Annotated in this window: 19 protein-coding genes and 1 tRNA gene; 9 read left to right on the top strand and 11 right to left on the bottom strand. The window is 66.2% G+C overall.

Annotated features, from left to right (window positions below; translation table 11 throughout):
- Positions 1-21: 21 nt before the first annotated feature.
- The 7 genes from rho to ACWA1Q_RS04195 all read right to left on the bottom strand — a co-directional run bounded on the left by rho (position 22) and on the right by ACWA1Q_RS04195 (position 9,900).
- Positions 22-2,274: a transcription termination factor Rho gene (rho, locus tag ACWA1Q_RS04225; RefSeq protein WP_463759791.1), complete on the bottom strand. Its 2,253-nt coding sequence runs from the start codon at positions 2,272-2,274 to the stop codon at positions 22-24.
- Between the two features lie 300 nt (positions 2,275-2,574).
- Positions 2,575-3,492, bottom strand: a complete 918-nt coding sequence (gene thrB, locus ACWA1Q_RS04220) for a homoserine kinase (protein ID WP_463759789.1) — start codon at positions 3,490-3,492, stop codon at positions 2,575-2,577.
- Positions 3,489-4,571 (bottom strand): threonine synthase, encoded by a 1,083-nt coding sequence (gene thrC, locus ACWA1Q_RS04215; RefSeq protein WP_463759787.1) that lies wholly within the window; start codon positions 4,569-4,571, stop codon positions 3,489-3,491. Before thrC ends, thrB begins: the two co-directional genes overlap by 4 nt.
- A 2-nt stretch (positions 4,572-4,573) precedes the next feature.
- The gene (locus ACWA1Q_RS04210; RefSeq protein ID WP_463759786.1) at positions 4,574-5,881 is read right to left on the bottom strand and encodes a homoserine dehydrogenase; all 1,308 of its coding nucleotides are present in this window, start codon (positions 5,879-5,881) and stop codon (positions 4,574-4,576) included.
- Entirely contained in the window at positions 5,878-7,281 is a 1,404-nt protein-coding gene (gene lysA, locus ACWA1Q_RS04205; RefSeq protein ID WP_463759784.1) for a diaminopimelate decarboxylase, read from the bottom strand. Before lysA ends, ACWA1Q_RS04210 begins: the two co-directional genes overlap by 4 nt.
- A 140-nt stretch (positions 7,282-7,421) precedes the next feature.
- Positions 7,422-8,231, bottom strand: coding sequence for an LmeA family phospholipid-binding protein (locus tag ACWA1Q_RS04200; RefSeq protein ID WP_463759782.1), 810 nt, complete (start codon positions 8,229-8,231; stop codon positions 7,422-7,424).
- A gap of 1 nt (position 8,232) precedes the next feature.
- Positions 8,233-9,900 (bottom strand): arginine--tRNA ligase, encoded by a 1,668-nt coding sequence (locus ACWA1Q_RS04195; RefSeq protein ID WP_463759780.1) that lies wholly within the window; start codon positions 9,898-9,900, stop codon positions 8,233-8,235.
- Between the two features lie 104 nt (positions 9,901-10,004).
- Here ACWA1Q_RS04195 and ACWA1Q_RS04190 point away from each other — a divergent pair, with 104 nt between their 5' ends.
- Complete coding sequence (locus ACWA1Q_RS04190; RefSeq protein WP_463759778.1) at positions 10,005-10,619, top strand: DUF3558 domain-containing protein; 615 nt, start codon at positions 10,005-10,007, stop codon at positions 10,617-10,619.
- Positions 10,620-10,759: 140 nt separating this feature from the next.
- Here the strand turns inward: ACWA1Q_RS04190 and ACWA1Q_RS04185 are convergent, their stop codons facing one another.
- Complete coding sequence (locus ACWA1Q_RS04185) at positions 10,760-11,554, bottom strand: transglutaminase-like domain-containing protein (RefSeq protein WP_463759776.1); 795 nt, start codon at positions 11,552-11,554, stop codon at positions 10,760-10,762.
- 100 nt (positions 11,555-11,654) lie between these two features.
- On the opposite strand from ACWA1Q_RS04185, the gene ACWA1Q_RS04180 reads away from it, so the two are divergent.
- From ACWA1Q_RS04180 to ACWA1Q_RS04170, 3 genes are all read left to right on the top strand, one after another.
- Positions 11,655-11,727 (top strand) — tRNA-Arg (locus tag ACWA1Q_RS04180).
- A 44-nt stretch (positions 11,728-11,771) separates the two neighbouring features.
- Positions 11,772-12,638, top strand: a complete 867-nt coding sequence (locus tag ACWA1Q_RS04175; RefSeq protein ID WP_463759774.1) for an LLM class flavin-dependent oxidoreductase — start codon at positions 11,772-11,774, stop codon at positions 12,636-12,638.
- Positions 12,639-12,676: 38 nt separating this feature from the next.
- Complete coding sequence (locus ACWA1Q_RS04170) at positions 12,677-13,735, top strand: DUF4037 domain-containing protein (RefSeq protein ID WP_463759772.1); 1,059 nt, start codon at positions 12,677-12,679, stop codon at positions 13,733-13,735.
- On the opposite strand, the gene ACWA1Q_RS04165 is transcribed toward ACWA1Q_RS04170, so the two are convergent.
- Complete coding sequence (locus ACWA1Q_RS04165) at positions 13,722-14,558, bottom strand: DUF3097 domain-containing protein (RefSeq protein ID WP_463759770.1); 837 nt, start codon at positions 14,556-14,558, stop codon at positions 13,722-13,724. The genes ACWA1Q_RS04170 and ACWA1Q_RS04165 overlap by 14 nt on opposite strands.
- A 214-nt stretch (positions 14,559-14,772) precedes the next feature.
- Here ACWA1Q_RS04165 and ACWA1Q_RS04160 point away from each other — a divergent pair, with 214 nt between their 5' ends.
- Both ACWA1Q_RS04160 and ACWA1Q_RS04155 read left to right on the top strand, forming a co-directional pair.
- Positions 14,773-16,818: a TPM domain-containing protein gene (locus ACWA1Q_RS04160; RefSeq protein WP_463759768.1), complete on the top strand. Its 2,046-nt coding sequence runs from the start codon at positions 14,773-14,775 to the stop codon at positions 16,816-16,818.
- A 40-nt stretch (positions 16,819-16,858) separates the two neighbouring features.
- Entirely contained in the window at positions 16,859-17,647 is a 789-nt protein-coding gene (locus ACWA1Q_RS04155) for a PspA/IM30 family protein (protein WP_463759766.1), read from the top strand.
- A gap of 75 nt (positions 17,648-17,722) precedes the next feature.
- On the opposite strand, the gene ACWA1Q_RS04150 is transcribed toward ACWA1Q_RS04155, so the two are convergent.
- Positions 17,723-18,475 carry a gamma-glutamyl-gamma-aminobutyrate hydrolase family protein gene (locus tag ACWA1Q_RS04150; RefSeq protein WP_463759765.1) on the bottom strand — a complete coding sequence of 251 codons (753 nt, stop codon included), beginning with the start codon at positions 18,473-18,475 and terminating at the stop codon, positions 17,723-17,725.
- Positions 18,476-18,616: 141 nt separating this feature from the next.
- On the opposite strand from ACWA1Q_RS04150, the gene ACWA1Q_RS04145 reads away from it, so the two are divergent.
- From ACWA1Q_RS04145 to ACWA1Q_RS04135, 3 genes are all read left to right on the top strand, one after another.
- The gene (locus ACWA1Q_RS04145; protein ID WP_463759764.1) at positions 18,617-19,435 is read left to right on the top strand and encodes an arginase family protein; all 819 of its coding nucleotides are present in this window, start codon (positions 18,617-18,619) and stop codon (positions 19,433-19,435) included.
- Between the two features lie 72 nt (positions 19,436-19,507).
- A complete protein-coding gene (locus tag ACWA1Q_RS04140) occupies positions 19,508-19,897 on the top strand; it encodes a Fe-S oxidoreductase (RefSeq protein WP_463759762.1) in 390 nt (129 codons plus the stop codon).
- Complete coding sequence (locus ACWA1Q_RS04135) at positions 19,894-20,934, top strand: LLM class flavin-dependent oxidoreductase (protein WP_463759760.1); 1,041 nt, start codon at positions 19,894-19,896, stop codon at positions 20,932-20,934. Before ACWA1Q_RS04140 ends, ACWA1Q_RS04135 begins: the two co-directional genes overlap by 4 nt.
- A 1-nt stretch (position 20,935) precedes the next feature.
- On the opposite strand, the gene ACWA1Q_RS04130 is transcribed toward ACWA1Q_RS04135, so the two are convergent.
- On the bottom strand, positions 20,936-21,763 hold the full coding sequence (locus tag ACWA1Q_RS04130) for an aldo/keto reductase (RefSeq protein WP_463759758.1): 828 nt from the start codon (positions 21,761-21,763) through the stop codon (positions 20,936-20,938).
- Positions 21,764-21,865 lie beyond the last annotated feature (102 nt).

Here is a 21,865-nt window from a genome sequence, read left to right as displayed (position 1 = left end):
CAAACGGGTTCGTTCGATCAGCTAGCGGTGGTCGCGCTCGTCATGCGTGCGGCCGGATCCGGCGACGGGCGCCGGCATCGACTTCTGCATCTGCACGAGGAATTCCACGTTGGACTGGGTTTCCTTGAGCTTGCCAAGGACGACCTCGAGGGCCTGCTGCTGGTCGAGGCCGGCGAGGGCACGACGCAGCTTCCAGGTGACCCGGACCTCATCGGCTCCGAGAAGCATCTCTTCGCGACGCGTCGATGACGCGTTCACGTCGACGGCGGGGAAGATCCGCTTGTCGGCCAGCTGGCGCGACAGGCGAAGCTCCGAGTTGCCGGTGCCCTTGAACTCTTCGAAGATGACCTCGTCCATCTTGGACCCGGTCTCAACGAGCGCCGTGGCGAGAATGGTGAGCGAGCCACCGTTCTCGATGTTGCGCGCTGCACCGAAGAACCGCTTGGGCGGGTACAGGGCGGATGCGTCGACTCCACCGGAGAGGATCCGGCCGGAGGTCGGAGCAGCCAGGTTGTAGGCACGACCGAGGCGGGTGATCGAGTCGAGGAGCAGGACCACGTCATGTCCGAGTTCGACCAGTCGCTTCGCACGCTCGATGGCGAGTTCGGCGACCGTGGTGTGATCTTCAGCCGGACGGTCGAAAGTGGAGGCGATGACCTCACCCTTCACCGTGCGCTGCATGTCAGTGACTTCCTCAGGACGCTCGTCGACCAGGACCACCATGAGGTGAACCTCAGGGTTGTTGATCGAGATCGCGTTGGCGATCTGCTGCAGCACGATCGTCTTGCCTGCCTTGGGCGGCGCGACGATGAGTCCACGCTGTCCCTTGCCGATCGGCGCGATGAGGTCGATGATCCGCTGGGTCAGCTTGCCGGGCTCGGTCTCGAGACGGAGGCGATCCTGCGGGTACAGCGGGGTGAGCTTGCCGAACTCGACACGTGCGGCGGCCTCGTCGACGGTCTGACCGTTGACCGAGTCGACCTTGACGATCGCGTTGTACTTCTGGCGAGCGTTGGTGTCGTTTTCGCGCGGCTGGCGGATCGCGCCGACGACGGCGTCGCCCTTGCGCAGGTTGTACTTCTTCACCTGGCCGAGCGAGACGTAGACGTCGTTCGAGCCAGGAAGGTACCCGGAGGTGCGAACGAACGCGTAGTTGTCGAGAACGTCGAGAATACCGGCGACGGGCAGGAGCACATCATCGTCGGAGATCTCGGGCTCGAAGTCGGCGTTGTCTGTGCCGCCGCGGCGCTTGCGGTCGCGGTAACGGTTGCGGCCATTGCGGCTGCCCTCGTCCTGCTGATCGCGCTGTGCGTCGCGGTTGCGGTCGTTGCGATCGTTCGACTGGCGGTCGTCGCGGTCGGCCTGGCGGTCGCCGCGCTCATTACCCTGACGGTCGTTGCCCTGTCGGTCGTTGCGCTCGTTGCCCTGACGGTCGTTGCGCTCGTTCGACTGACGGTCGTTTCCGTTGCGGTCGCCGCGGTTGCGGTCCTGCTTCTCGCCGCCGTTGTCATCGGAACCCTGCGCCTGGTCGGCGTTGTTCCGGTTACGGTTACGGCCTCGTCCGCGGCCCTGGCGAGGCTCCTGCGAGGAGTCGTCGGAGTCTGAGGACTCTGAAGAGTCGGCGTCGGCTGCTTCCGCGGCCGGGGCCTCGGTGCTGCCGGACGGCTCTGCTTCTGCACGATCGGCTTTCGAGCCGCGTCCGCGCCTGTTGTTCTTCTTCGGGCGCTGCGGGGCTGATTCCTCGCCGGACTCGGTGGCCTGCTGGTCTGCCTGAGCAGGAGCCTCAGCCGCAGGGGTTTCCGCTGCAGGGGCCTCGGTCGCTGGAGCCTCGGCGACGACGGGAGCGTCGGGGATCTGCGCGGCACCGTCTGCGTTGACGTGGCCCGCTGCGGAGACGGGAGCCGCCTCTTTCGCTGACTGCGTCGTGGCGCGACGGGGTGCGCGCTTCCGGACAACGGGAGCAGCAGGCTCGGCCGGAGCCTCGGCCTGTGCCTGCTCGGCAACGACGGCGGGAGCCTCGACGACAGGCGCCGGGGTCTCGGCCGGAGCGTCCGCCGCGGGGTCGGTCAGGGAGCCGGAAGCGACGGGCAGCTCTGCCCCGTCAGTTGCCGCCGCAGCCTGAGCCTCGGAAATCTTCTCCACGAGTTCCCCCTTGCGAAGTTTGGATGCGCCCTGAATACCCCACTGGCTGGCAAGCAGCTGCAGGTCTGAGACCTTGAGGGAGGTCAGGTTTGCGCCTGATTCCGTATCGAAACGGATGTTGACATTGGTCACTGAGAGTGGGTTCCTTCCCCCTGATCCACGAAGAACGCGTCAGGAGAGCTCATCGCGTTGGCAGGAGGGTCCGTCAGAATGACTCGCACCCTGCACGCCGTGCACATCCCAGAACAGGGATACACAATGCTGTCGGCGATGGCGTTGGGTTTGCAGAAATCACCCGAAGGCCAGATTTGCCTGTTCGGCAAGCCTGTCGGGATCGCCCCAACTCTATCACTTCCGCAACTTCGCCTCGCACCCCCACGAACGGGGTTGCACAGAAATCGTTACCCAGATACGGCCGGCGAACGTTCGGAGCTAACCGGAAACGAGCGTTGCGCCGCGCACATCGACGGTGAGCAGCATGCTCTCCCACGGGGTTTCGGACTGTGAAGCGAACAACTCGGCGGCTTCCAGGCGCTGGCCAGGGCCATCCGCGAGAACGAGGATGGACGGACCGGCACCGGAGACCACGGCGGCGAAACCATGCGAACGCAACAGGGTGACCATTCGCCCGGTCTCGGGCATTGCCGAGGCGCGGTAGTTCTGGTGCAGGCGGTCTTCGGTTCCGGCGAACAGCAGTTCAGGACTCTGAGTGAGTGCGGCGATGAGGAGCGCCGACCGCGAAACGTTGAAGACGGCATCCTCGTGAGGAACGCTGAGCGGCTGCAGGCTTCTGGCGACCTTCGTCGACAGGGTGTGCTGCGGCACGAATACGAGCGGCGAAACTCCACGGTGAACGAGGAGCTTCTTGTGCTGAGGGCCCGTTTCTTCCATCCACGCGATCGTCAGTCCACCGAACAGCGCCGGCGCGACGTTGTCCGGGTGGCCCTCGAGCTCAGTTGCGATGCGCAGGAGGGTGTCTGAATCGATGTCGACGATGCCGTCGAGCAGCCCCTGTGCCGCCACGATTCCCGCGACGACGGCGGCACCCGAGGAGCCGAGCCCCCGCCCGTGAGGGATGACGTTGTTCGCGATGAGGTCCACCCCGGGGACCGGTTGTCCGAGCGCTTCGAACGTGTAGGCGAGCGAGCGCACGACGAGGTTGGATTCGTCGGTCGGAACGATCCCTTCACCGACACCGCGGACGTCGACCGACGCCCCCGGCTCGTCCCTGACAGTGACGGTGACTTCGTCGTAGACACTCAGTGCGAGACCGAGCGTGTCGAACCCCGGGCCGAGGTTCGCCGAGGTGGCCGGGACGCGAACCGTGACGGAGCGGCCCGTCAGGCTCACGCGGAGCCCTTGGCCAGCCCGAGGACGCTTGCGACCTCGCTGACGTCGACGGGGACGATCGTCGGGGCGATCTCGCCGCCGTCTGCGTTCTTGAGTGCCCACTGCGGGTCCTTGAGGCCGTGGCCGGTGACGGTCAGAACGACGGTGGATCCGGCAGGGACCTGTCCCGCTTCCGCACGCTCGAGCAGTCCGGCGACGCTGATCGCGGACGCGGGCTCGACGAAGATGCCGACTTCGGCGGAGAGGATGCGCTGGGCGGCGAGGATCATGTCATCCTCGATCGCTCCGAAGTATCCGTCGGTGGCTTCGCGGGCGGCAAGTGCCAGATCCCACGATGCCGGGTTGCCGATCCGGATGGCGCTGGCAACCGTTTCGGGGTTCTTGACGATGCTGCCGTTGACGAGTGGCGCGCTTCCGGCCGCCTGGAATCCGAACATGCGCGGCAGGCGGGTGCTGATTCCGCGCTCGAGCTCCTCGGTGTAGCCACGGGTGTACGCGGTGTAGTTGCCGGCGTTTCCGACCGGGATGAAGTGGAAGTCCGGCGCGTCTTCGAGCACTTCGACGACCTCGAACGCTGCGGTCTTCTGCCCTTCGATCCGGTCGTTGTTGACCGAGTTGACGAGGTGAACCGGGTAGTTCGCCGAGAGCTCGCGGGCGATGTCGAGGCAGTCGTCGAAGTTGCCCTGCACCTGGATGAGCTGAGCGTTGTGCGCGATGGCCTGGGCGAGTTTGCCCATGGCGATCTTGCCCTCCGGCACGAGAACGGCCGCGGTGATCCCGGCGTGGGTCGCGTATGCGGCCGCCGACGCGGAAGTGTTTCCGGTCGAGGCGCAAATGACGGCCTTGGCGCCGGCTTCGACGGCCTTCGACACGGCCATGGTCATTCCGCGGTCCTTGAAGGAGCCGGTCGGGTTCATGCCTTCGTACTTGACCCAGACCTTCGCGCCGGTGCGCGCCGAGAGGGCAACCGCGTAGATGAGCGGCGTTCCACCCTCACCGAGGCTGATGATGGGGGTCTTATCGGTCACATCGAGACGGTCTGCGTATTCGTGCAGAACTCCGCGCCATTGCTTGGCCATATCTAGACTCCTTCTACTCGTAGAACACTGACAACTGTGGTGACGACGTCGCTGGCGTCGAGCGCAGCGACGGTCGCCTGGAGCGCGTGTTCGCGGGCGGCGTGGGTGCCGATCACGAGGAACGCTGTTCCGGACTGCTCGGGGTCGATTCTCTGTTCGACGGTCTCGACCGAGACGCCGCCGTCCGCGAAGATCGATGCGACAGCGGCGAGGACGCCCTGAAGGTCGCTCACCCGGAGGGTGATCTGGTACTTGGTGATCACGTCGCCGATCGGCAGAAGCGGCAGGTCGGCGTGCGTCGATTCACCGAGTCCTGGTCCACCTGCGATGTGGCGGCGTGCCGCCGAAACGAGGTCGCCGAGGACGGCTGATGCGGTCTGAACTCCCCCGGCACCTGCACCGTAGAACATCAGGGGTCCTGCTGCTTCGGCTTCGACGAAGACGGCGTTGTTCCCACCGTGCACGGCGGCAAGCGGATGCTCACGGTCGACGAGCGCGGGGTACACGCGCGCCGAGATTCCCTCTGTCCCGTCGACCGCGGTGATGCGTTCGGCAATGGCGAGAAGCTTGATGACGTACCCGGCGGCGCGGGCTGCTTCGATCTGCGCCGCTGTGATGTTCTCGATGCCCTCGCGGTAGACGCCGTCGGCGGGGACGGTGCTGTGGAACGCGAGGCTCGCGAGGATGGTGGCCTTCTGAGCTGCGTCGTAGCCGCCGACGTCGAGGGTCGGGTCCGCTTCGAGGAAGCCGAGTTCGAACGCCGTCTTTTGCGCGTCCTCCATGCTGTCGCCGAACCGGTCCATCCGGTCGAGGATGAAGTTCGTCGAACCGTTCACGATCGCGAGGATCCGTTTGACGTTGTCACCGGCGAGGCTGTCGCGCAGCGGCCGGATGATCGGGATGGCTGCCGCGACGGCTGCTTCGTAGTAGATTTCGGCGCCGACCTGCTCGGTGGCGTCGAAGAGTTCAGGGCCGTGCGCGGCAAGGAGCGCCTTGTTTCCCGTGACGACGTCGGCGCCGGCGGTGATGGCCTGGAGGATGAGGGATCGGGCTGGTTCGATGCCGCCCATCAACTCGATGACGATGTCAGCCCCGACGACGAGCGACTCGGCATCCGTCGTCAGCAGTTCGCGAGGAAGGTCGACGTCACGCTTCGCATCGAGGTCCCGAACGGCGATGCCGACGAGTTCGAGCTTCGCGCCGACGCGGGCGGCGAGTTCATCTCCGTTGGCGAGGAGAAGTCTCGCGACCTGCGATCCAACGGAGCCGGCGCCAAGCAGCGCCACACGGACAGTGCGGTATTCGGTCATCGGGCATCCAATCCGGCGTCTCGCGCCAGCAGGTCGGCTTCGGTCTCACCGCGAACGATCACGCGGGCGACTCCGTCTCGAACGGCGACGACCGGCGGGCGCCCCAGATAGTTGTAGTTGCTCGCGAGTGACCAGCAGTACGCGCCCGTCGCAGGAACGGCGACGAGGTCACCCGGGGCGACGTCGCCGGGCAGGTAGTCGTCTGAGACGACGATGTCGCCGGATTCGCAATGCTTACCGGCGAGGCGAATAAGCGCAGGGGATGCGTCTGACGAACGGCTGGCGAGACGGACAGAGTAGTCGGCACCGTAGAGCGCTGGCCTGGCGTTGTCGCTCATTCCACCGTCGACACTGACGTAGCGACGGATGGCGGAGACACCGGTGTCCGCCTGCAATTCGACATCCTTCGTCGTTCCAACCTCGTAGAGCGTGAAGGTACTCGGGCCGACGACGGCGCGGCCCGGCTCGAAGGCGACGTGTGGCACCGGTACACCGAGGCGCTCACACTCCGTCGCCACGATGCTGGCGATTTCACGAGCAAGGTCCTCGATCGGGGTCGGGTCATCCGCCGCGGTGTAGGCGATACCGAAACCGCCGCCAAGGTTGAGTTCGGGAACGGGGCCTGCGGCAAGCAATTCCCGGTGAACGGTGAGGAGGCGCGCTGCTGATTCGGCGAAACCGTCCGATCCGAAAATCTGGGAACCGATGTGGCAGTGCAAGCCGTAGAAGTCGAGAGCATCCTCTGCGCGGATCAGGGCGACGGCATCCGCGGCACTTTCGAGGGGCAGGCCGAACTTCTGGTCCTCATGGGCAGTCGCAAGGAAGTCGTGGGTGTGCGCGTGCACGCCACTGTTGACGCGCAACCGGACTCCCTGCCTTCTGCCGTGGCGGAGAGCGGCAGCGGCGACCCGCGGTATCTCCTGCAGGCTGTCGATGACGATGGCACCGATCCCAGCTTCGACGGCCCGGTCGATCTCAGTGAGGGACTTGTTGTTGCCGTGCAACCCGAGGCGCGATGCGTCGACTCCCGCCGCGAGCGCGACGGCGAGTTCCCCGCCGGAGCAGACGTCGATGTTGAGGCCGGCGTCACGAACCCACCGGGCGACCTCGGCGCACAGGAACGCCTTGCCGGCGTAATAAACGGTGGCGGAACTGCCGATGGCGGTGAACTCGCGCTGGAACGCGGCGAGGATGGTGGCCGCGCGATTACGGACATCCGCCTCGTCGACAACGTAGAGCGGTGTGCCGAACTGCGCGGCAAGCGCCGGAGCACTCACTCCCGCGACGGTGATCTCACCGTGAGCGGACCGGGAGACGTTGTGAGCCCAGACGCCGTCGGCCAGGGCATTGGCGTCTTCAGGGACGCGCAGCCACGACGGGGCAAGTGGGTGAGAAGCCACAGCGGGAACCAATCGTGCGGAGTGGACGTACCGCGCGGGTGAGCGGTGGAGACAGGTCGATTCTATCGAGAGATCGGGCGTGCCCTCTCAATTGTGGCATTGAGCGTATGCGGCGCGGAGAATCCGGCCGGGCCCCGGCGTCAGGCCGGGCACTCCCCCGTTGTCCGGAGCGCCTGGCCAGAGAGGATGAAGTCCGACGCCGAAAGGTCGAGCGTCGCAAGACCGTTCTGCACATCGATGCTTGAGATCGTGACCCCTTCCGGCAACTTCTCGGCGACGCAGATCCGGATCGGTTCAGAGCCGACGATCTGCTCGACGAGGCCCGAAAGGTCGAGGTCGCCGATCACCGTCGTCACCTCGGCGCTTTGCGTCGTGAGGAGAACGTCTGTTCCGTCAGGAACGAGGGATGCTGTCACCCGGTAGCCGACCGGGATTCCGAAGAAGGTGGTCGAGTCCTCGTAGCCGACAGCATCGTCAGTGAGAATCAGTTCGGGGTCGTTCCCCGGCAGCGTGAGCAGTTCGTTGAGGGCAGGCTGGTCGAGGGTCGCCGTTGCGGCGATGTCGTCGATCGCACTCTTGAGGTCGAGGGGAACCCCGGACGCCGTCACGGCCACGTTCTCGACCGGGATGCCGTCGAACCGTGCGTCAGGTGAGGTGAGTGTGACGGTGTCCATTCGCCCGCTGAGCAGCTGCAGAAGAACCCAGTCCCCCGCGATGTCGACGTCGACGGTTCCCTCGACGTTCGACGGAAGGCTCGCCTCCGCCACCGCCGCGACCGAATCCTCGGCTATGCCACGCGTCACGGTTTCGGCGAGGAATGCTCCGCCAACGACAACGATCGCCGCGACGACGAAGATGACGAGCGCAGTGAGCACTCGCCTGCCCGCCGGCTTTCTGGCGGGGCTGTTCGCAGCAGCTCCACGCTGTAATTCGTCCCAGCCGTCGGCCACGTCACATCCGTTCTGGAGCTGACACGCCGAGAAGGTCGAGCCCGTTCCGGAGAACCTGGCCGGTGGCGTCGTTGAGCCACAGCCGTGAGCGGTGCACGTCGCCGATCGGCTCCTCGCCGAGAGGAATCACCCGGCAGTTGTCGTACCAGCGGTGGTACAGGCCTGCGACCTCTTCGAGGTAGCGCGCGACCCGGTGCGGCTCGCGCAACTGGGCGGCCTGGGCGACGATCCGCGGGAACTCCTGCAGCGCGCCAAGGAGCGCCGCTTCGGTCTCGTGGTCGAGCAGTTCAGGAGTGAAAGCACTGCGATCGACGCCCGCGACGGCGGCGTTGCGGCCGACCGAGTGGGTCCGAGCGTGGGCGTACTGCACGTAGAACACCGGGTTGTCGTTGCTGCGCTTGCGCAACTGCTCCGGGTCGAGTGTGAGCGGGGAGTCGGCCGGGTAGCGCCCGAGTGAGTAACGCAGCGCGTCGGTCCCGATCCAGGCCTGCAGGTCGTCGAGTTCGATGATGTTTCCGGCCCGCTTCGACAGCTTGGCGCCGTTGATGCTGACGAGCTGGCCGATGAGGACCTCGATGTCAGCGTTGGGGTCGTCGCCTGCAGCACCGGCAAGGGCCTTCAGCCGGTGAACGTACCCGTGGTGGTCGGCGCCGAGCAGGTAGATCTTGTGCGCGAAACCGCGGTCCGATTTCGAGAGGTAATAGGCGGCATCCGCGGCGAAGTAGGTGTAGATGTTGTTGCCGCGGCGGATGACACGGTCCTTGTCGTCTCCGAAGTCGGTGGTGCGAACCCACACGGCGTCGTCGGCGTCGAAGACGTGACCCTGCTCACGCAGGCGTTCGACGGCTTCATCGATGGCGCTCTTGCCGGTCTCCGCGTTCTTTGCGTGCAGCTCACGCTCGGAGAACCACACGTCGAAGTGCACGTTGAAGCTCGAGAGAGACTTCTCGATCTCGGCGAGCTGCAGGCGGTAGGCGATCTCACGCGCGATCGGCAGTGCCTCGTCGTCTGGCAGGCCGGCGACCCCGGGCTCGGTCTCGAGTACCTGTCGGCCGAGCTCTCCGATGTAAGCGCCCGGGTAGCCGCCTTCGGGTGTCGGTTCGCCCTTGATCGCGGCGAGGATCGACGCTCCGAAGGTGTCCATCTGGCTGCCGGCGTCGTTGATGTAGTACTCGCTGGCGATTCTCGCACCGGATGCCCTGAGCACGCGGGCGATCGAGTCCCCGAGCGCGGCCCACCGGGTGTGCCCGATGTGCAGAGGTCCGGTCGGGTTGGCCGAAACGAATTCGATGTTGATGGACTGGCCGGCGAGCGAGTCGTTGTGGCCGTACGCGGCTCCGGCGTCGACGATGGTCCTGGCGAGCGCACCGCTTGCCGCCGCGTCGAGCCGCACGTTGAGGAATCCGGGCCCGGCGACCTCCACCGTGGCGACACCGGGAACGGCGGCAAGGCCGGCAGCAAGTTCTGCCGCGATGTCACGCGGGCTGGCACCGATCTTCTTCGCGATGCGCATGGCGATGTTCGACGCCCAGTCACCGTGGTCGCGGTTCCGGGGGCGTTCGAGAACGACATCCTCACGGCGGATCTCGGCCCCGGCTCCCGGTCGTCGGTCCTCGGCGAGTGGTACGACGAGTTCGAACAGGGCGGAGGCAAGATCGTCAGGGGTCACTCAGCGATTCTATCCGCTGCGGGATATCGGCCTGACGCGACAACATGCGCGGCGGGTGCTGCTGCACTTGTTAGTGTCGAGGCATCCCACAGAGAGAGTTGCATATGGCTTCCACGTTCGCGCCGTCGCGCCCCCTCGCCGTTCTGGCCGCTGCTGCGCTCGGCGTTCTCCTGTTTTCAGGCTGCACTCCAGCCGACGAGCCCGGGCCATCGAACGAACCCAGTACGTCGGCGAGCGCAACACCCGAGCCGAGCGCGACCCCGAGCGCCGATCCGAGTGAAGCCGCCGTGATGAGCCAGCCCCTCGACATCACGTGTGACGAGCTGATCACCCTCGACGACATGTATGCGTTCAACCCCAACGTCAGCACCGTGGCGGATGCCGCTCCGAAAAAGGACAGCAAGGCCGGGGTCATCGCCGGGATGAACGGGCTCACCTGCCAGTGGATCAACAACTCGAGCAGCGAGACGATCGACATCGCCGTCGCGAAGCTCACCGACGACCAGCTCACCGCGCTCAAGAACCTCGCGGTCACTGAGAGCGAACAGGTGCCGACCTACGGGGCCCCTCCCGTCGAGGGCTATTTCCAGGTCATCGAGCAGGAGGGTGAGGCCCAGGTCTTCACCGGCTCGTACTGGATCACCCTGCGCGCGATCTCGTTCTTCGAACCCGGTGACGCGGAGCAGCTGGCCGAAGCGGCGATCGAACGCCTCTCCTAGGTCGTAGCCTGTCGCCGACGGGCCGCTCGAGTCGCCACAAACTGTCGTTCGGCGAATCGAATTCCCACGATCGGCTGCTCCGTGCGTCTTTGGGCAGCATGATGTGGTGATTCGAGCGGGGAGCCGTTTCCGCTACAGCCTTACGGCAGCAGGACCGGGACCCGCTGGTCGTCGCTCGGCAGCATCTGAGCGACCGCACCCACCTCGACCCTGTCGAGGGTGAGGTTCGTGTGGTGGCTGGTGAGGAAGGCGATGTCGGACGCGTCGCGCCCTGTCGCGATGCGAACGAGCGATTGCCTCGGTGCCAGCCTCGTGGCATCCACGATGCGCCAATGCCCGTCGATCCAGGCTTCGGCGAGCACGTGGAAGTCCATCGGCTTGAGTCCGGGGGCGTACGCCGAGACCATGCGCGCAGGCACGTCGCACGCGCGCAGCAGCGCGATGACGAGGTGGGCGTAGTCGCGGCAGACCCCGGTTTTCGACTCGAGTGTCGTCGCGGCGCTGTCGCCGGCGTTGCTCGCACCGGGAACGTAGCTGAGCGTCTCGAAGACGAACGCAGAAACCGCGTCGAGGAGCGCCTGCCCGCGGAGAGCGCCGAACCTGCCGCGGGCAACGCCGTACAGCTTGTCTGATTCAGCGAACCGGCTGGGCCGGAGGTAGTGGAGGTGATCGAGAGCGCTCCCGGGCTCGACCGGACGCTGGCCGGCGACAACGGCGTGGTAATGCACCGACACAGGGCCGGTGTAGCCGCTGAGCCGGTGCAAGCGCGAGCCGTGGCGGTCGATCAGTTCGACGGCGACGGCGTCAGTCCCGCCCACCCGGACCGACAGCGTTTCGGAAAGGATGGGGGTGCCGGCCGCGACGGCGATCGAGAGGACAACATCGCCCGGCCCGCCGAGACGGAACTCGAGGTGGGCAGAAACGGTGCGATGCATTCGTCAATCCTCACACGGAGTCGACGGGCTCGCTGGCCGCGTTTTGGTGCAGTTGAGGCGGCAAATGTGCTCGCTGAATTCTGATAGTTTTGTTTCGCACGCCTTCGTAGCTCAGGGGATAGAGCGTCGGTTTCCGGTACCGCAGGTCGCAGGTTCGAATCCTGCCGAGGGCACACTTTTTCACTCGAACGTCGTCCGTGAGTCGTAGAGTTCCGGCATGAAGTACGGACTTCACCTCCCCAACTTCGGTGCATTCGGCGACGCCGGCGTTCTCGCCGGGCTCGCCCGCGACGCCGAGCGCTCCGGTTGGGACGGGTTCTTTCTCTGGGATCACCTCCTGTTCTGCGACCTCGATCGGAACGACCACGTCGACCCCTGGGTGGCGTTGACCGCCGTCGCCGCCGCAACCGACAGCATCCTTCTTGGCCCTCTCGTCACTCCGCTCCCCCGCCGCCGCCCGTGGGAACTCGCCCGCCAAAGCGTCTCGCTGCAGAACTATTCAGGCGGACGACTCGTGCTCGGGGTCGGAATCGGAGCTCCGGCCGAGTGGGACTTCCGCTTCTTCGGCGACCCGACCGATGAGGCGACGCGGGGGCGGATGCTCGACGAGGGACTCGAGATCCTCACCGGCTTGTGGAGCGGAACCGAGTTCGGCTTCACCGGGGAGCACTATGCAATCGAGCCGATGACGTTCCTCCCGGCGCCTGTGCGGCCGATCCCGGTGTGGGTGGGAGGATCATGGCCGAATCGGCCCCCGTTTCGCCGGGCGGCGCGCTTCGACGGCATGGTGCCGATGGCGGGCGGCACGTTCACGCCGGAGGCACTGCGTGAGGTTCTCGCTTTCGTCGCGGCCCACCGCGAGGATGCGGGTGCTCCGTTCGACGTCGTGGTCGGCGGGACATCGGATGCCGCGGTGAGCGAGCATCCGTCGATCGCGTTCGACGGCCTCGCCACCTGGTGGCTCGAGGACCTCAGCCCTCTGAGATTCGGCTGGGACTGGCCCGACCTCTACCGCGACTGGGACGTCGATGCGCTGCGAGACCGAATCCTCACAGGCCCGATTGGGCGAAACGGCGCCGGATAGATCCGCCGAGGTAGCGGTGCGCCGGCGATCTTGGCACGATGACCACCATGAGCCTCTCCGGCGCCGAACTGTCTCGCAGCTACTTCACCGATGTTGTGCGCCCTGTGATCGCGGCCGGCTGGCCCGGGTTACCGCTCACAGCCGGCCGTTTCGGCTCCGGGTCAGAGGTACTCGGCCTTGACGACGCGATGTCCCGCGACCACGACTGGGGGCTCCGGCTGACCCTCCTCGTCGACGCGGATGTCGTCGAGCCGATCCGGGTCCGGCTCGCGCAGCGGCTGCCGCCGGAGTATCGCGGGTATCCGACACGGTTCGCCACCACGTGGCATCCGGTCCCCACGGTGCAGGTCGAGGTATCGACGGCGGACGAGTTCGTTCTCTCGAGGACCGGGGTCGGCCCTGAGCCTGTGAACATTGACGACTGGCTGTCGGTGACCGGACAGTCGGTTCTCGAGGTCACCGCCGGCGCCGTCTTCGCCGACGATGCGGGGACGTTCGCCGCGATCCGGAACCGGTTCAGCTGGTACCCGGACGACGTGTGGCGCTACGTTCTTGCCGCGGACTGGGCGCGGATGGGGCAGGAGTTCCCGTTCGTCGGACGGGCGGCTTCGCGGGGTGACGAGCTGGGGTCCCGGCTGATCACGGCGCGCATCGCTGCCTCCGCGATGCGGCTCGGTTTTTCGCTCGAGCGGCGCTGGCCTCCGTATTCGAAGTGGCTCGGCACGATGTTCGCCGACCTTCCCGTCGCTGCCGACGTGGCACCCGCGCTGACCGCGGCGCTCGGCGCCGACCGGTGGGAAGACCGTGAAGCGGCGCTCGCGACGGCCATCACAGCGCTCCACGAGCGCCAGGGACACCTGGGTCTTCCGACCGTTGCCGCCGCTGTCGAGCCGTTCTGGGATCGTCCGTTCCTCGGAGTCGGGGCCGTGCCCGAGGCACTGCTGGAGTCGATCACGGACGAGCGCGTTCGCGCATTACCGGCCGGCGTGGGCTCGATCGAACAGGTGTCTGACAACGTGAGCGTGCTCGTCTCTCCCGAGCGTCGCCGCACGGTGATGGCGGCCCTTCTCGAGACGAGCGGTGCTACGGGGCGGTGACGAAATCGATGAGTTCCTCGACACGGCCGAGGAACGCCGGTTCGAGGTCGGAGTAGTTTCGCACCCGCCGGAGGATCGCCTGCCACGCCCGTGCGACATCCGCCTGGCTCTCGTTGGGAAGACCGAGGGCGGCGCAAATACCCTTCTTCCACTCGATCGACCGCGGGATCTCTGGCCATTCCTTGAGCCCGACCCGCACCGGCTTCACCGATTGCCACACGTCGACATAGGGGTGACCGACGACGAGAACGTTCCCCGCGTGCGGGCCACGCATGACGGCATCCGCAATTCGTGTCTCTTTCGAGCCGGGTACGAGGTGATCGACGAGCACACCGACCTTGCGCTTGGGCGTCGGCGCGAAGTCGGCGATGATCGCGGAGAGGTCGTCGATGCCGCCGAGGTACTCGACGACGACGCCCTCGACCCGGAGGTCGTCGCCCCAGACCTTTTCGACGAGTTCGGCGTCGTGGCGACCTTCGACGTAGATGCGAGAGGGCAGGGCGACGCGGGCACGCGAGTCGGCGACGGCGAACGATCCGGATGCCGTACGCGTCGGGCCGGTCGCCTTCTTCTTCGGCGGAACGAGGATGACGGGCTTTCCCTCGAGAAGGAACCCGGGGCCGAGCGGGAACACGCGCCGTTTACCGTGGCGGTCCTCGAGCTGGACGGTCTTACCCTCGATACCCGTGACCGCTCCGCACCAGCCGCTCATCACCTCTTCGACGACGAGGTCCATCACCGCTTCGTGCTCGGCGGGAGGAGGGGTCTTGCTCTTTCGCCAGTCCGTGGCGAGGACGTCGCTGGGGTACGGGTCGTAACTCACTCGGAACACGCTAGCCGTGACACTCCCCGGCGAACGGATGCCACGCTGCCGCCAGGTCAACGGGTGCGTGCTGGGATGCCCACCGGCTGCTCGATAGCACAGCGGGCAGTGATCGAGCGAGCCCCGGGAGCGAAACCCCGGTGTCTGGACTCCCCCAGTCCGGCAACCCTAGACTCACAAGTGCTATTCCACCGACAAACGAAGGCGGGCAAAATTGCGGGCACGCTCACTCTGGGTTCTTGCGGCGCTGACAGCCGGCGTCGTTCTGGGAACACCAGCGGCAGCGATCGCGGCCGAGCCGGTTGATCTCCCGGCCGGGCGGGTGCTCGACGAGTCAGGTGTTCTGAGCGGCGCAGACGAAGAAGCCATCGAGTCGGCGGTCGACACCCTCAACAGTGAGACCGGCGCCGACCTCTGGGTCGTCTACGTCGACACCTTCGAGAGCCCGACGGATGCCGCGGAGTGGGCGAACACCACAGCGGAGGCGAACGGTCTCGGGCCGGCGCAGTATCTGCTCGCCGTGGCCACGGAGCAGCGCACCTACTTCCTCTCCGGTGCCACCGATGGTCCGGTCAGTGACGATCAGATCGGTGAGATCGAGCAGCGGCTCGTGCAGCCGCGGCTGAGTGACGGTGACTGGGGTGGAGCAGGGGTCGCAGCGGCAAACGGGATCCAAAGCGCCATTTCGGGCGACGACGTATCGGCAGCTCCAGGCGGCGGCGGCTTCCCCGGCGGCGGCCTGATCATCGCCGGCATCGCCGTGCTCGCGATCATCGTGCTCGTGATGATGATGCGGCGCCGGTCCACGAAAAAGGCAGCGGTCAATCCCCGCGCCGGTGAACCGGCTGAACTCGCGGCCGTGTCGACCGAGGACCTGCAGCGCCAGGCCGGAAGCGCGCTCGTCGACACCGACGATGCGGTGAAGACCAGCCAGGAAGAACTCGGCTTCGCCGTCGCCCAGTATGGAGAAGAGACCGTCGCATCGTTCCGTGCCGCTATCGCGGCTGCCTCGGAGAACCTGTCGCGAGCATTCACGATCCGGCAGAAACTGTCGGATGCGGAACCGGACACCGAACAACAGATCCGGGCGTGGAACGCCGACATCATCCGCCTGTGCATCGACGCGAACGCCGCTCTCGATCGCGAAGCGGCAGCCTTCGACGAACTTCGCCAGCTCGAGAAGAACGCGCCGGCTGCCGTCGCGTCGCTTCGGGCCGAGCACGCCCAGGTCAGCACGCGCCTGTCTGCAGCGGCGGGCACGCTCGAGACGCTGGGCACCCGATTCGACGCGGCCGCTCTCAGCACTGTGGCTGACAACGTCGAACAGGCAAGTGAACGGCTGACCTTCGCTGCGACCACTCTCGACGCCGCCGACGAAGACATCGCGGCGAATGTACTCAGCGAAGCGGCCGTCGACATCCGGGCTGCCGAGGAGTCGATCGACCAGGCGGGCATCCTTCTCGATGCCATCGACAAACTGGGCACAGACCTCGATGCCGCCGACCGATCGATCGCCAACGTGCTCGCTGACCTGCGCAACGACCTCCAGCTTGCCCGGTCCCAACCGGACCCGGACGGATCGCTGGTCAATGTCATCAGGGCGACGGAGGGTGCCATCGCCGAGGTCGAACAGCACCGGTCCGGCGTCCACAACCCGCTCGACATGTTGCGCCGCCTCGAGGCAGCCAACACAGCGATCGATGGCATCCTCCAGCAGGTCCGCGACGCGCAGGCTCAGTTCCAGCGGGCCCAGTCGCAGCTCGGTCACGCCATCTCCGCCGCGAGCGCGCAGGTATCTGCAGCCGAGGACTACATCGTTGCCCGCCGGGGCGCAGTCGGCGCCGATGCCCGCACCCGGCTCGCCGAAGCGGGACGCAACCTCGTGCAGGCGCAGCAGACGGCGGCATCCGACCCGGTGTCTGCCCTCACCTACGCCCAGACCTCGCACCAGCTTGCCCGGGCCGCGATCGATTCCGCCCAGTCGGATGTCTCCGGCTTCGGGATGTCGGGTGGCTACGGCGGGATGCTCGGCGGCGGCCAGCAGCAATCGGGGAACGGCATGATGGGCGCCATTCTCGGCGGCATCATCATCAACTCGGTCCTGGGCGGAGGCGGACGCTCAAGCGGTGGCTTCGGCGGCGGTTTCGGAGGCGGAGGCTTCGGAGGTGGCTTCGGAGGCGGCGGCCGGTCGCGCGGCCGGAGTGCAGGAAGTTTCGGCGGGGGCGGCACACGCTCACGCCGGGGTGGTGGACGTTTCTGACGCCCACCGAACACACAAATACCGATCGGAAGGAAGAATCATGACCAAACAGTCGATCTTCGGGCGCATCGCGCAACTGGCGAAGGCTAACATCAACGCTCTCATCGACCAGGCGGAAGACCCGCAGCTCATGCTCGACCAGATGGTGCGTGACTACACCAACAGCATCGCCGAGGCAGAGAGCGCCATCGCCGAGACCATCGGCAACCTGCGCCTGCTCGAAGAGGACCACGCCGAAGACGTGCGTGCAGCGAGCGACTGGGGCAACAAGGCGCTCGCCGCGAGCCGCAAGGCCGACGAGTACCGCACCGCAGGCAATGCAGCCGACGCCGACAAGTTCGACAACCTCGCCAAGGTCGCCCTGCAGCGCCAGATCACCTCGGAGAACGAGGCGAAGATGGCCGAGCCGCAGATCACGTCGCAGACCCAGGTCGTCGACCAGCTGAAGAATGGCCTCAACGGCATGAAGCAGAAGCTCGAGCAGCTCAAGTCGAAGCGCAGCGAACTCGTCGCCCGGTCGAAGACCGCCGAGGCACAGAGGAAGGTTCACGACGCGGTCAAGAGCATCGACATCATGGACCCGACCAGTGAGGTCAGCCGCTTCGAAGACAAGATCCGCCGCGAAGAAGCGAAAGTCCGCGGCCAGCAGGAACTCGCGGCATCAAGCCTTGACGCGCAGTTCGAGTCGCTCGAGGACATCGGTGAACTGACCGAGGTCGAAGCGCGGCTCGCCGCGATGAAGTCGGGTGGATCTGCCGCCGTCTCCGGGTCGCAGTCCCAGCCCGCTGTCGAGGCGACCCAGAACGCCCCGTACACGCCGAACCAGTAGTTTCCACCAGCGAACTGCCCGGACCCCGGGACGGATGCTTCGGCATCCGTCCCGGGGTCCGTCGCGTTTGTGGGGTCAGGCGATTTCGAGCAGAGCGTCGGTCTGCACGGCGAGGCCGTCGAGAAGCACGCGAAGCTGGCCCGCAGGCGCGAGCAGAGCCTCAGGGTGCCACTGCACACCGGTGATCGGCAGATCGCGGTGTTCGATCGCTTCGATATGGCCGTCGTGTGCCCAGCCGACCGCCCGGAGCCCGAGACCGAGCCGGTCGACGACCTGATGATGCGCGCTCTGCACGACGATGTGGTCGCTCCCGAAACGTTCGCGGATCGAGCTCTGTGCAGCCAGCCGCACCGGGTGCTCGACGAGGGCGTACTCCACCGGCAGGTCGACGTTGCGGTGACCGGCGTCGTCGACGTGCTGGAGGAGCGTTCCCCCGAGGGCGACGTTGATGACCTGATGGCCGCGGCAGATGCCGAGGAGCGGGAGGCCGCGCGTCACGGCGAAACGGACGAGTTCGATCTGCGCGGCGTCCGCCACCTCGAAGTGCTCGCCTTCACCCTCGTATCCGCGCTGGCCATCGTAGAACTGCGGGTCGATGTCCTCGCCGCCCATGATCACGACGGCATCGACGTTGTGAGCAGCCTGAAGCAGACCGTCGACTCCGATGTCGGCCGCGGAGACCTGTCTAACGTCCCAGCCGGAGTTGCGCGCTTCGGCAGCAGCCCGGTCGATCATCGTGCGAACGTATGCTCCGTATGCCGGAGAGTTCTCCCGTTGTTCGGTCACCTCGACCATGACGAGCCGGCGCCCGGTGCTGTTCTCGATCATCCGGGCTCCTCCCCGCTCGCGTGCAACCCATTCATTCTGCCTTGCCAGGCGCGTCTTTGCCACGACAGTCGAAACGAGACGCAATACAGAGGTTTCTCGCGGAGGTCGCATCGCGACATCGAAACCTTGGATACTAAGGGGATGGCGACTTTCGTGGTTGTGCCCGCGTGGCAGGGTTCCGGTTCATCCCGCGCGATGCGGCTCATCGACGGAGCCGAGGCGATCCGTGGTGACCTTCCCTCCTCCGCCACCACGGTCGTCGACGTTCCGCCAGAAGCCGGGGATTCGCTCGACAGCGGCGTCAACCGCCTGTCGTCGTTGCGCATCATCCGTGACCGTCAGGATGCCGCGCTTCGTGCGGCAACCTCGCCTGTGATCACCGTCGGGGGCGGATGCTCGGTGGAACTCGCCGCCATCGACGCCGTGCTCTCGACGGACGACGACACGTGCGTGCTCTGGTTCGACGCCCACCCCGACCTCAACACCCCCGAAACCTCGCCGTCGGGATCCTTCGACGGCATGGTCCTGCGCGCCCTCCTCGGCGACGGCGTTCCGGAACTCGCCCCGAAAACAGCGCTGTCGCCTGAGCGCGTCATTGTGATCGGCGCCCGCGATGTGGACCCCGGCGAACAAGACTGCCTGGACGACACCGGAATCCGGATGCTGTCGGTCGAGGACGCGACGGCAGACACCCTGATCGAAGCGGTCGCGGCATCCGGTGCATCGAAGGTGTACGTGCACGTCGACCTCGATGTGCTTGACCCGGCCGACATCGCCGGCACGGACTGGGCTGAACCCTTCGGGCTCCCCGCCGCCACCCTCGTCGACCTGATCGCTGCGGTGAAGGGGAAGTTCGGGTTCTCCGGCGGCGGGATCGCCGGGTTCGCCCCTGCGAGTTCCACACACGCCGTCGACGATCTCGGCACCATCCTGAGAATTCTCGGCGCTCTCGCCCGCTGACTGTGCGCGCCGCACCCCTGATCGATAGCCTCAGAGCATGAACACTCCCGCAGAGAAACCCCGCCAGAAACGATGAAGCGGGTTCTCTTCGACTCCCCCGTCAGCCGTCTCGGTTACCTGTACGCCAACCTCGTCGGCCTCGTCTGGGGTTCGATCTGGTCGACCGGCCCGATCGAGCGCCGCAACGGTCTCTGGGTCTTCACCGGCATGCCGAGGTGGACCTTCGGGCGGGGTGGCTCCTGTGTCGGCGGCTGCTACCTCACTCGCACGAATGTGTCGGATGATGTGCTCGAGCATGAGGCTGTTCATAAACGTCAGTGGCAGCGCTATGGGATGGTCTTTCCTCTGCTCTACCTCGCGGCGGGTACCAATCCGCTCAAGAACCGGTTCGAGATCGAGGCCGACCTCGAGAAGGGCGGCTACCTTCCCCGCCAACGCAAGCGCGTCACCCGCTCGGCATGACTATGGAACTCGGCGTCTACACGTTCGGGGACATCCCCAGCGATCCGTCCACCGGGATGCCGGGCACGGCTGGTGCGCAACTGGCGAACACCATGGAGTGGATCCGCCTGGCGGATGACGCCGGGCTGGACTGGTTCGGCATCGGAGAGCACCACCGGCCGGAGTACTCGATCACCTCACCGGCGATCGTCCTCGCCGCTGCGGCGACCGCCACGAAGCGAATCCGCCTCTCGAGTGCTGTCACCGTGCTGTCGACCGAGGACCCGGTGCGCGTGTTCCAGCAGTTCGCGACGATCGACCTTCTCTCGAACGGCAGAGTCGAGCTCGCTGCCGGCCGCGGCTCCTTCATTGAGTCGTTTCCGCTGTTCGGCGCGAACCTCGCCGACTACGACGAACTGTACGAGGAGAAGCTCGCTCTTCTGCTCGAGCTCAACGCCAATGAGCGCGTGACGTGGCGGGGCAAGTTCCGCCCTCCCCTCGACGATGCCTTGATCCTGCCGCGCCCGCCCGCCGGAAAGCTCGACATCTGGATCGCGACGGGAGGGAACCCCGAGTCATCGATGCGCGCCGGGTACCTCGGACTCCCCATCAACTACGCGATCATCGGCGGCTACCCGGAGCAGTTCGCGCCGCTCGCCGCGCTTTACCGCGAGGCCGGGCAGAAAGCGGGCCACGCGGCATCCGACCTGCGGGTCGCCGTGTCGGGGCCAGGCTTCATCGCCCCCACGAGCCAGGAAGCGAAGGACACGTTCTTTCCGTACTGGAAGCGGTCCATGGCGAAGATCTCCGCTGAACGCGGGTTCACCGCACCCAGCCGGCTGGGTTACGACAGCCAGACCGCGAAGCGCGGCGCGATCTTCGCCGGCAGCCCGAACGAAGTGGCCGACAGGATCATTTCGCTCCACGGTCACCTCGGCCACGACCGCCAAGCGCTGCAGATGGACTGGTCGGGCATGCCACATGACCTGGTGATGCGATCGATCGAACTCCTTGCTACCGAAGTGCTTCCGCAGGTGCGTGCCGAGCTCGGGCGTTAGCTCAGTCGAGGTCGTCCGGATCCCTGCCGGTCCGCTCGCCGGACTCGAGGGTGGCGATGCCGGTGAGGTCGTCGTCATCGAGCTCGAAGCCGAACACGTCGATGTTCTCGGCGATGCGCGAGGGCGTGACGGACTTCGGGATCACGACGTTGCCGAGCTGCAGGTGCCAGCGAAGGATGACCTGGGCTGCACTGACGTCGTGCTTCTCCGCGATCAGGTCGAGGGTGGGGTTGCCGAGGATGCCGCCCCGCGCCAGCGGTGACCAGGCTTCGGTGATGATCCCGCGAGATTCGTGGAAGGCCCGGGCCTCGGCCTGCGGAAGCCACGGGTGCAGCTCGATCTGGTTCACGGCCGGCACGATGCTCGTCTCGTCGAACAGCCGCTGGAGGTGGTGCGGATGGAAATTGCTCACACCGATGGATCGGGTCCGGCCCTCCGCTTTCAGCCGCTCGAGCGCTCGCCAGGTGTCGACGTAGCGGTCCTGCGTCGGAGCGGGCCAGTGGATCAGGTACAGGTCGAGCACATCGACCCCGAGCAACTTTATGCTGGTGTCGAATGCGCGCAGCGTGCTGTCGAAACCGTGGTCCGAGTTCCAGACCTTTGTCGTCAGGTAGAGCTCATCGCGGTCGATCCCGCTCCGCCGGATGCCCTCCCCAACGCCTCTCTCATTGGCGTAGAGGGTTGCCGTGTCGATGTGACGATATCCGGCGTCGATGGCGGTCGTGATGACATCCGCCACCGACTTCTCCGGCACTTTGTACACCCCGAGACCCAGCTGCGGAATCGACGTGCCGTCGTTGAGCGACAGGGAAGGGACGTGGGATGCCATGGCTCCATTATGGCTGGCAGGCGGCGGGTTCCGGGGAGATGAGTTGTCCACAGATTTATCGAACATACTTTCCCATGTCGGCGGGTTTCGGTAAACTGAGGG

This window comes from Mycetocola sp. TRD_SC_2 (genome assembly GCF_055361225.1).
This window is presented reverse-complemented; position numbering and strand designations above follow the sequence as displayed.

What these genes read in the sequence shown, in the direction of transcription:
- ACWA1Q_RS04185 (WP_463759776.1), bottom strand. Translation starts at nt 11,554, where the DNA reads ATGCATCGCACCGTTTCTGCCCACCTCGAGTTCCGTCTCGGCGGGCCG.
- ACWA1Q_RS04135 (WP_463759760.1), top strand. Translation starts at nt 19,894, where the DNA reads ATGACTATGGAACTCGGCGTCTACACGTTCGGGGACATCCCCAGCGAT.
- ACWA1Q_RS04130 (WP_463759758.1), bottom strand. Translation starts at nt 21,763, where the DNA reads ATGGCATCCCACGTCCCTTCCCTGTCGCTCAACGACGGCACGTCGATT.
- thrC (WP_463759787.1), bottom strand. Translation starts at nt 4,571, where the DNA reads ATGGCCAAGCAATGGCGCGGAGTTCTGCACGAATACGCAGACCGTCTC.
- ACWA1Q_RS04145 (WP_463759764.1), top strand. Translation starts at nt 18,617, where the DNA reads ATGGCGACTTTCGTGGTTGTGCCCGCGTGGCAGGGTTCCGGTTCATCC.
- ACWA1Q_RS04140 (WP_463759762.1), top strand. Translation starts at nt 19,508, where the DNA reads ATGAAGCGGGTTCTCTTCGACTCCCCCGTCAGCCGTCTCGGTTACCTG.
- ACWA1Q_RS04150 (WP_463759765.1), bottom strand. Translation starts at nt 18,475, where the DNA reads ATGATCGAGAACAGCACCGGGCGCCGGCTCGTCATGGTCGAGGTGACC.
- ACWA1Q_RS04155 (WP_463759766.1), top strand. Translation starts at nt 16,859, where the DNA reads ATGACCAAACAGTCGATCTTCGGGCGCATCGCGCAACTGGCGAAGGCT.
- ACWA1Q_RS04190 (WP_463759778.1), top strand. Translation starts at nt 10,005, where the DNA reads ATGGCTTCCACGTTCGCGCCGTCGCGCCCCCTCGCCGTTCTGGCCGCT.
- ACWA1Q_RS04170 (WP_463759772.1), top strand. Translation starts at nt 12,677, where the DNA reads ATGACCACCATGAGCCTCTCCGGCGCCGAACTGTCTCGCAGCTACTTC.
- ACWA1Q_RS04210 (WP_463759786.1), bottom strand. Translation starts at nt 5,881, where the DNA reads ATGACCGAATACCGCACTGTCCGTGTGGCGCTGCTTGGCGCCGGCTCC.
- ACWA1Q_RS04175 (WP_463759774.1), top strand. Translation starts at nt 11,772, where the DNA reads ATGAAGTACGGACTTCACCTCCCCAACTTCGGTGCATTCGGCGACGCC.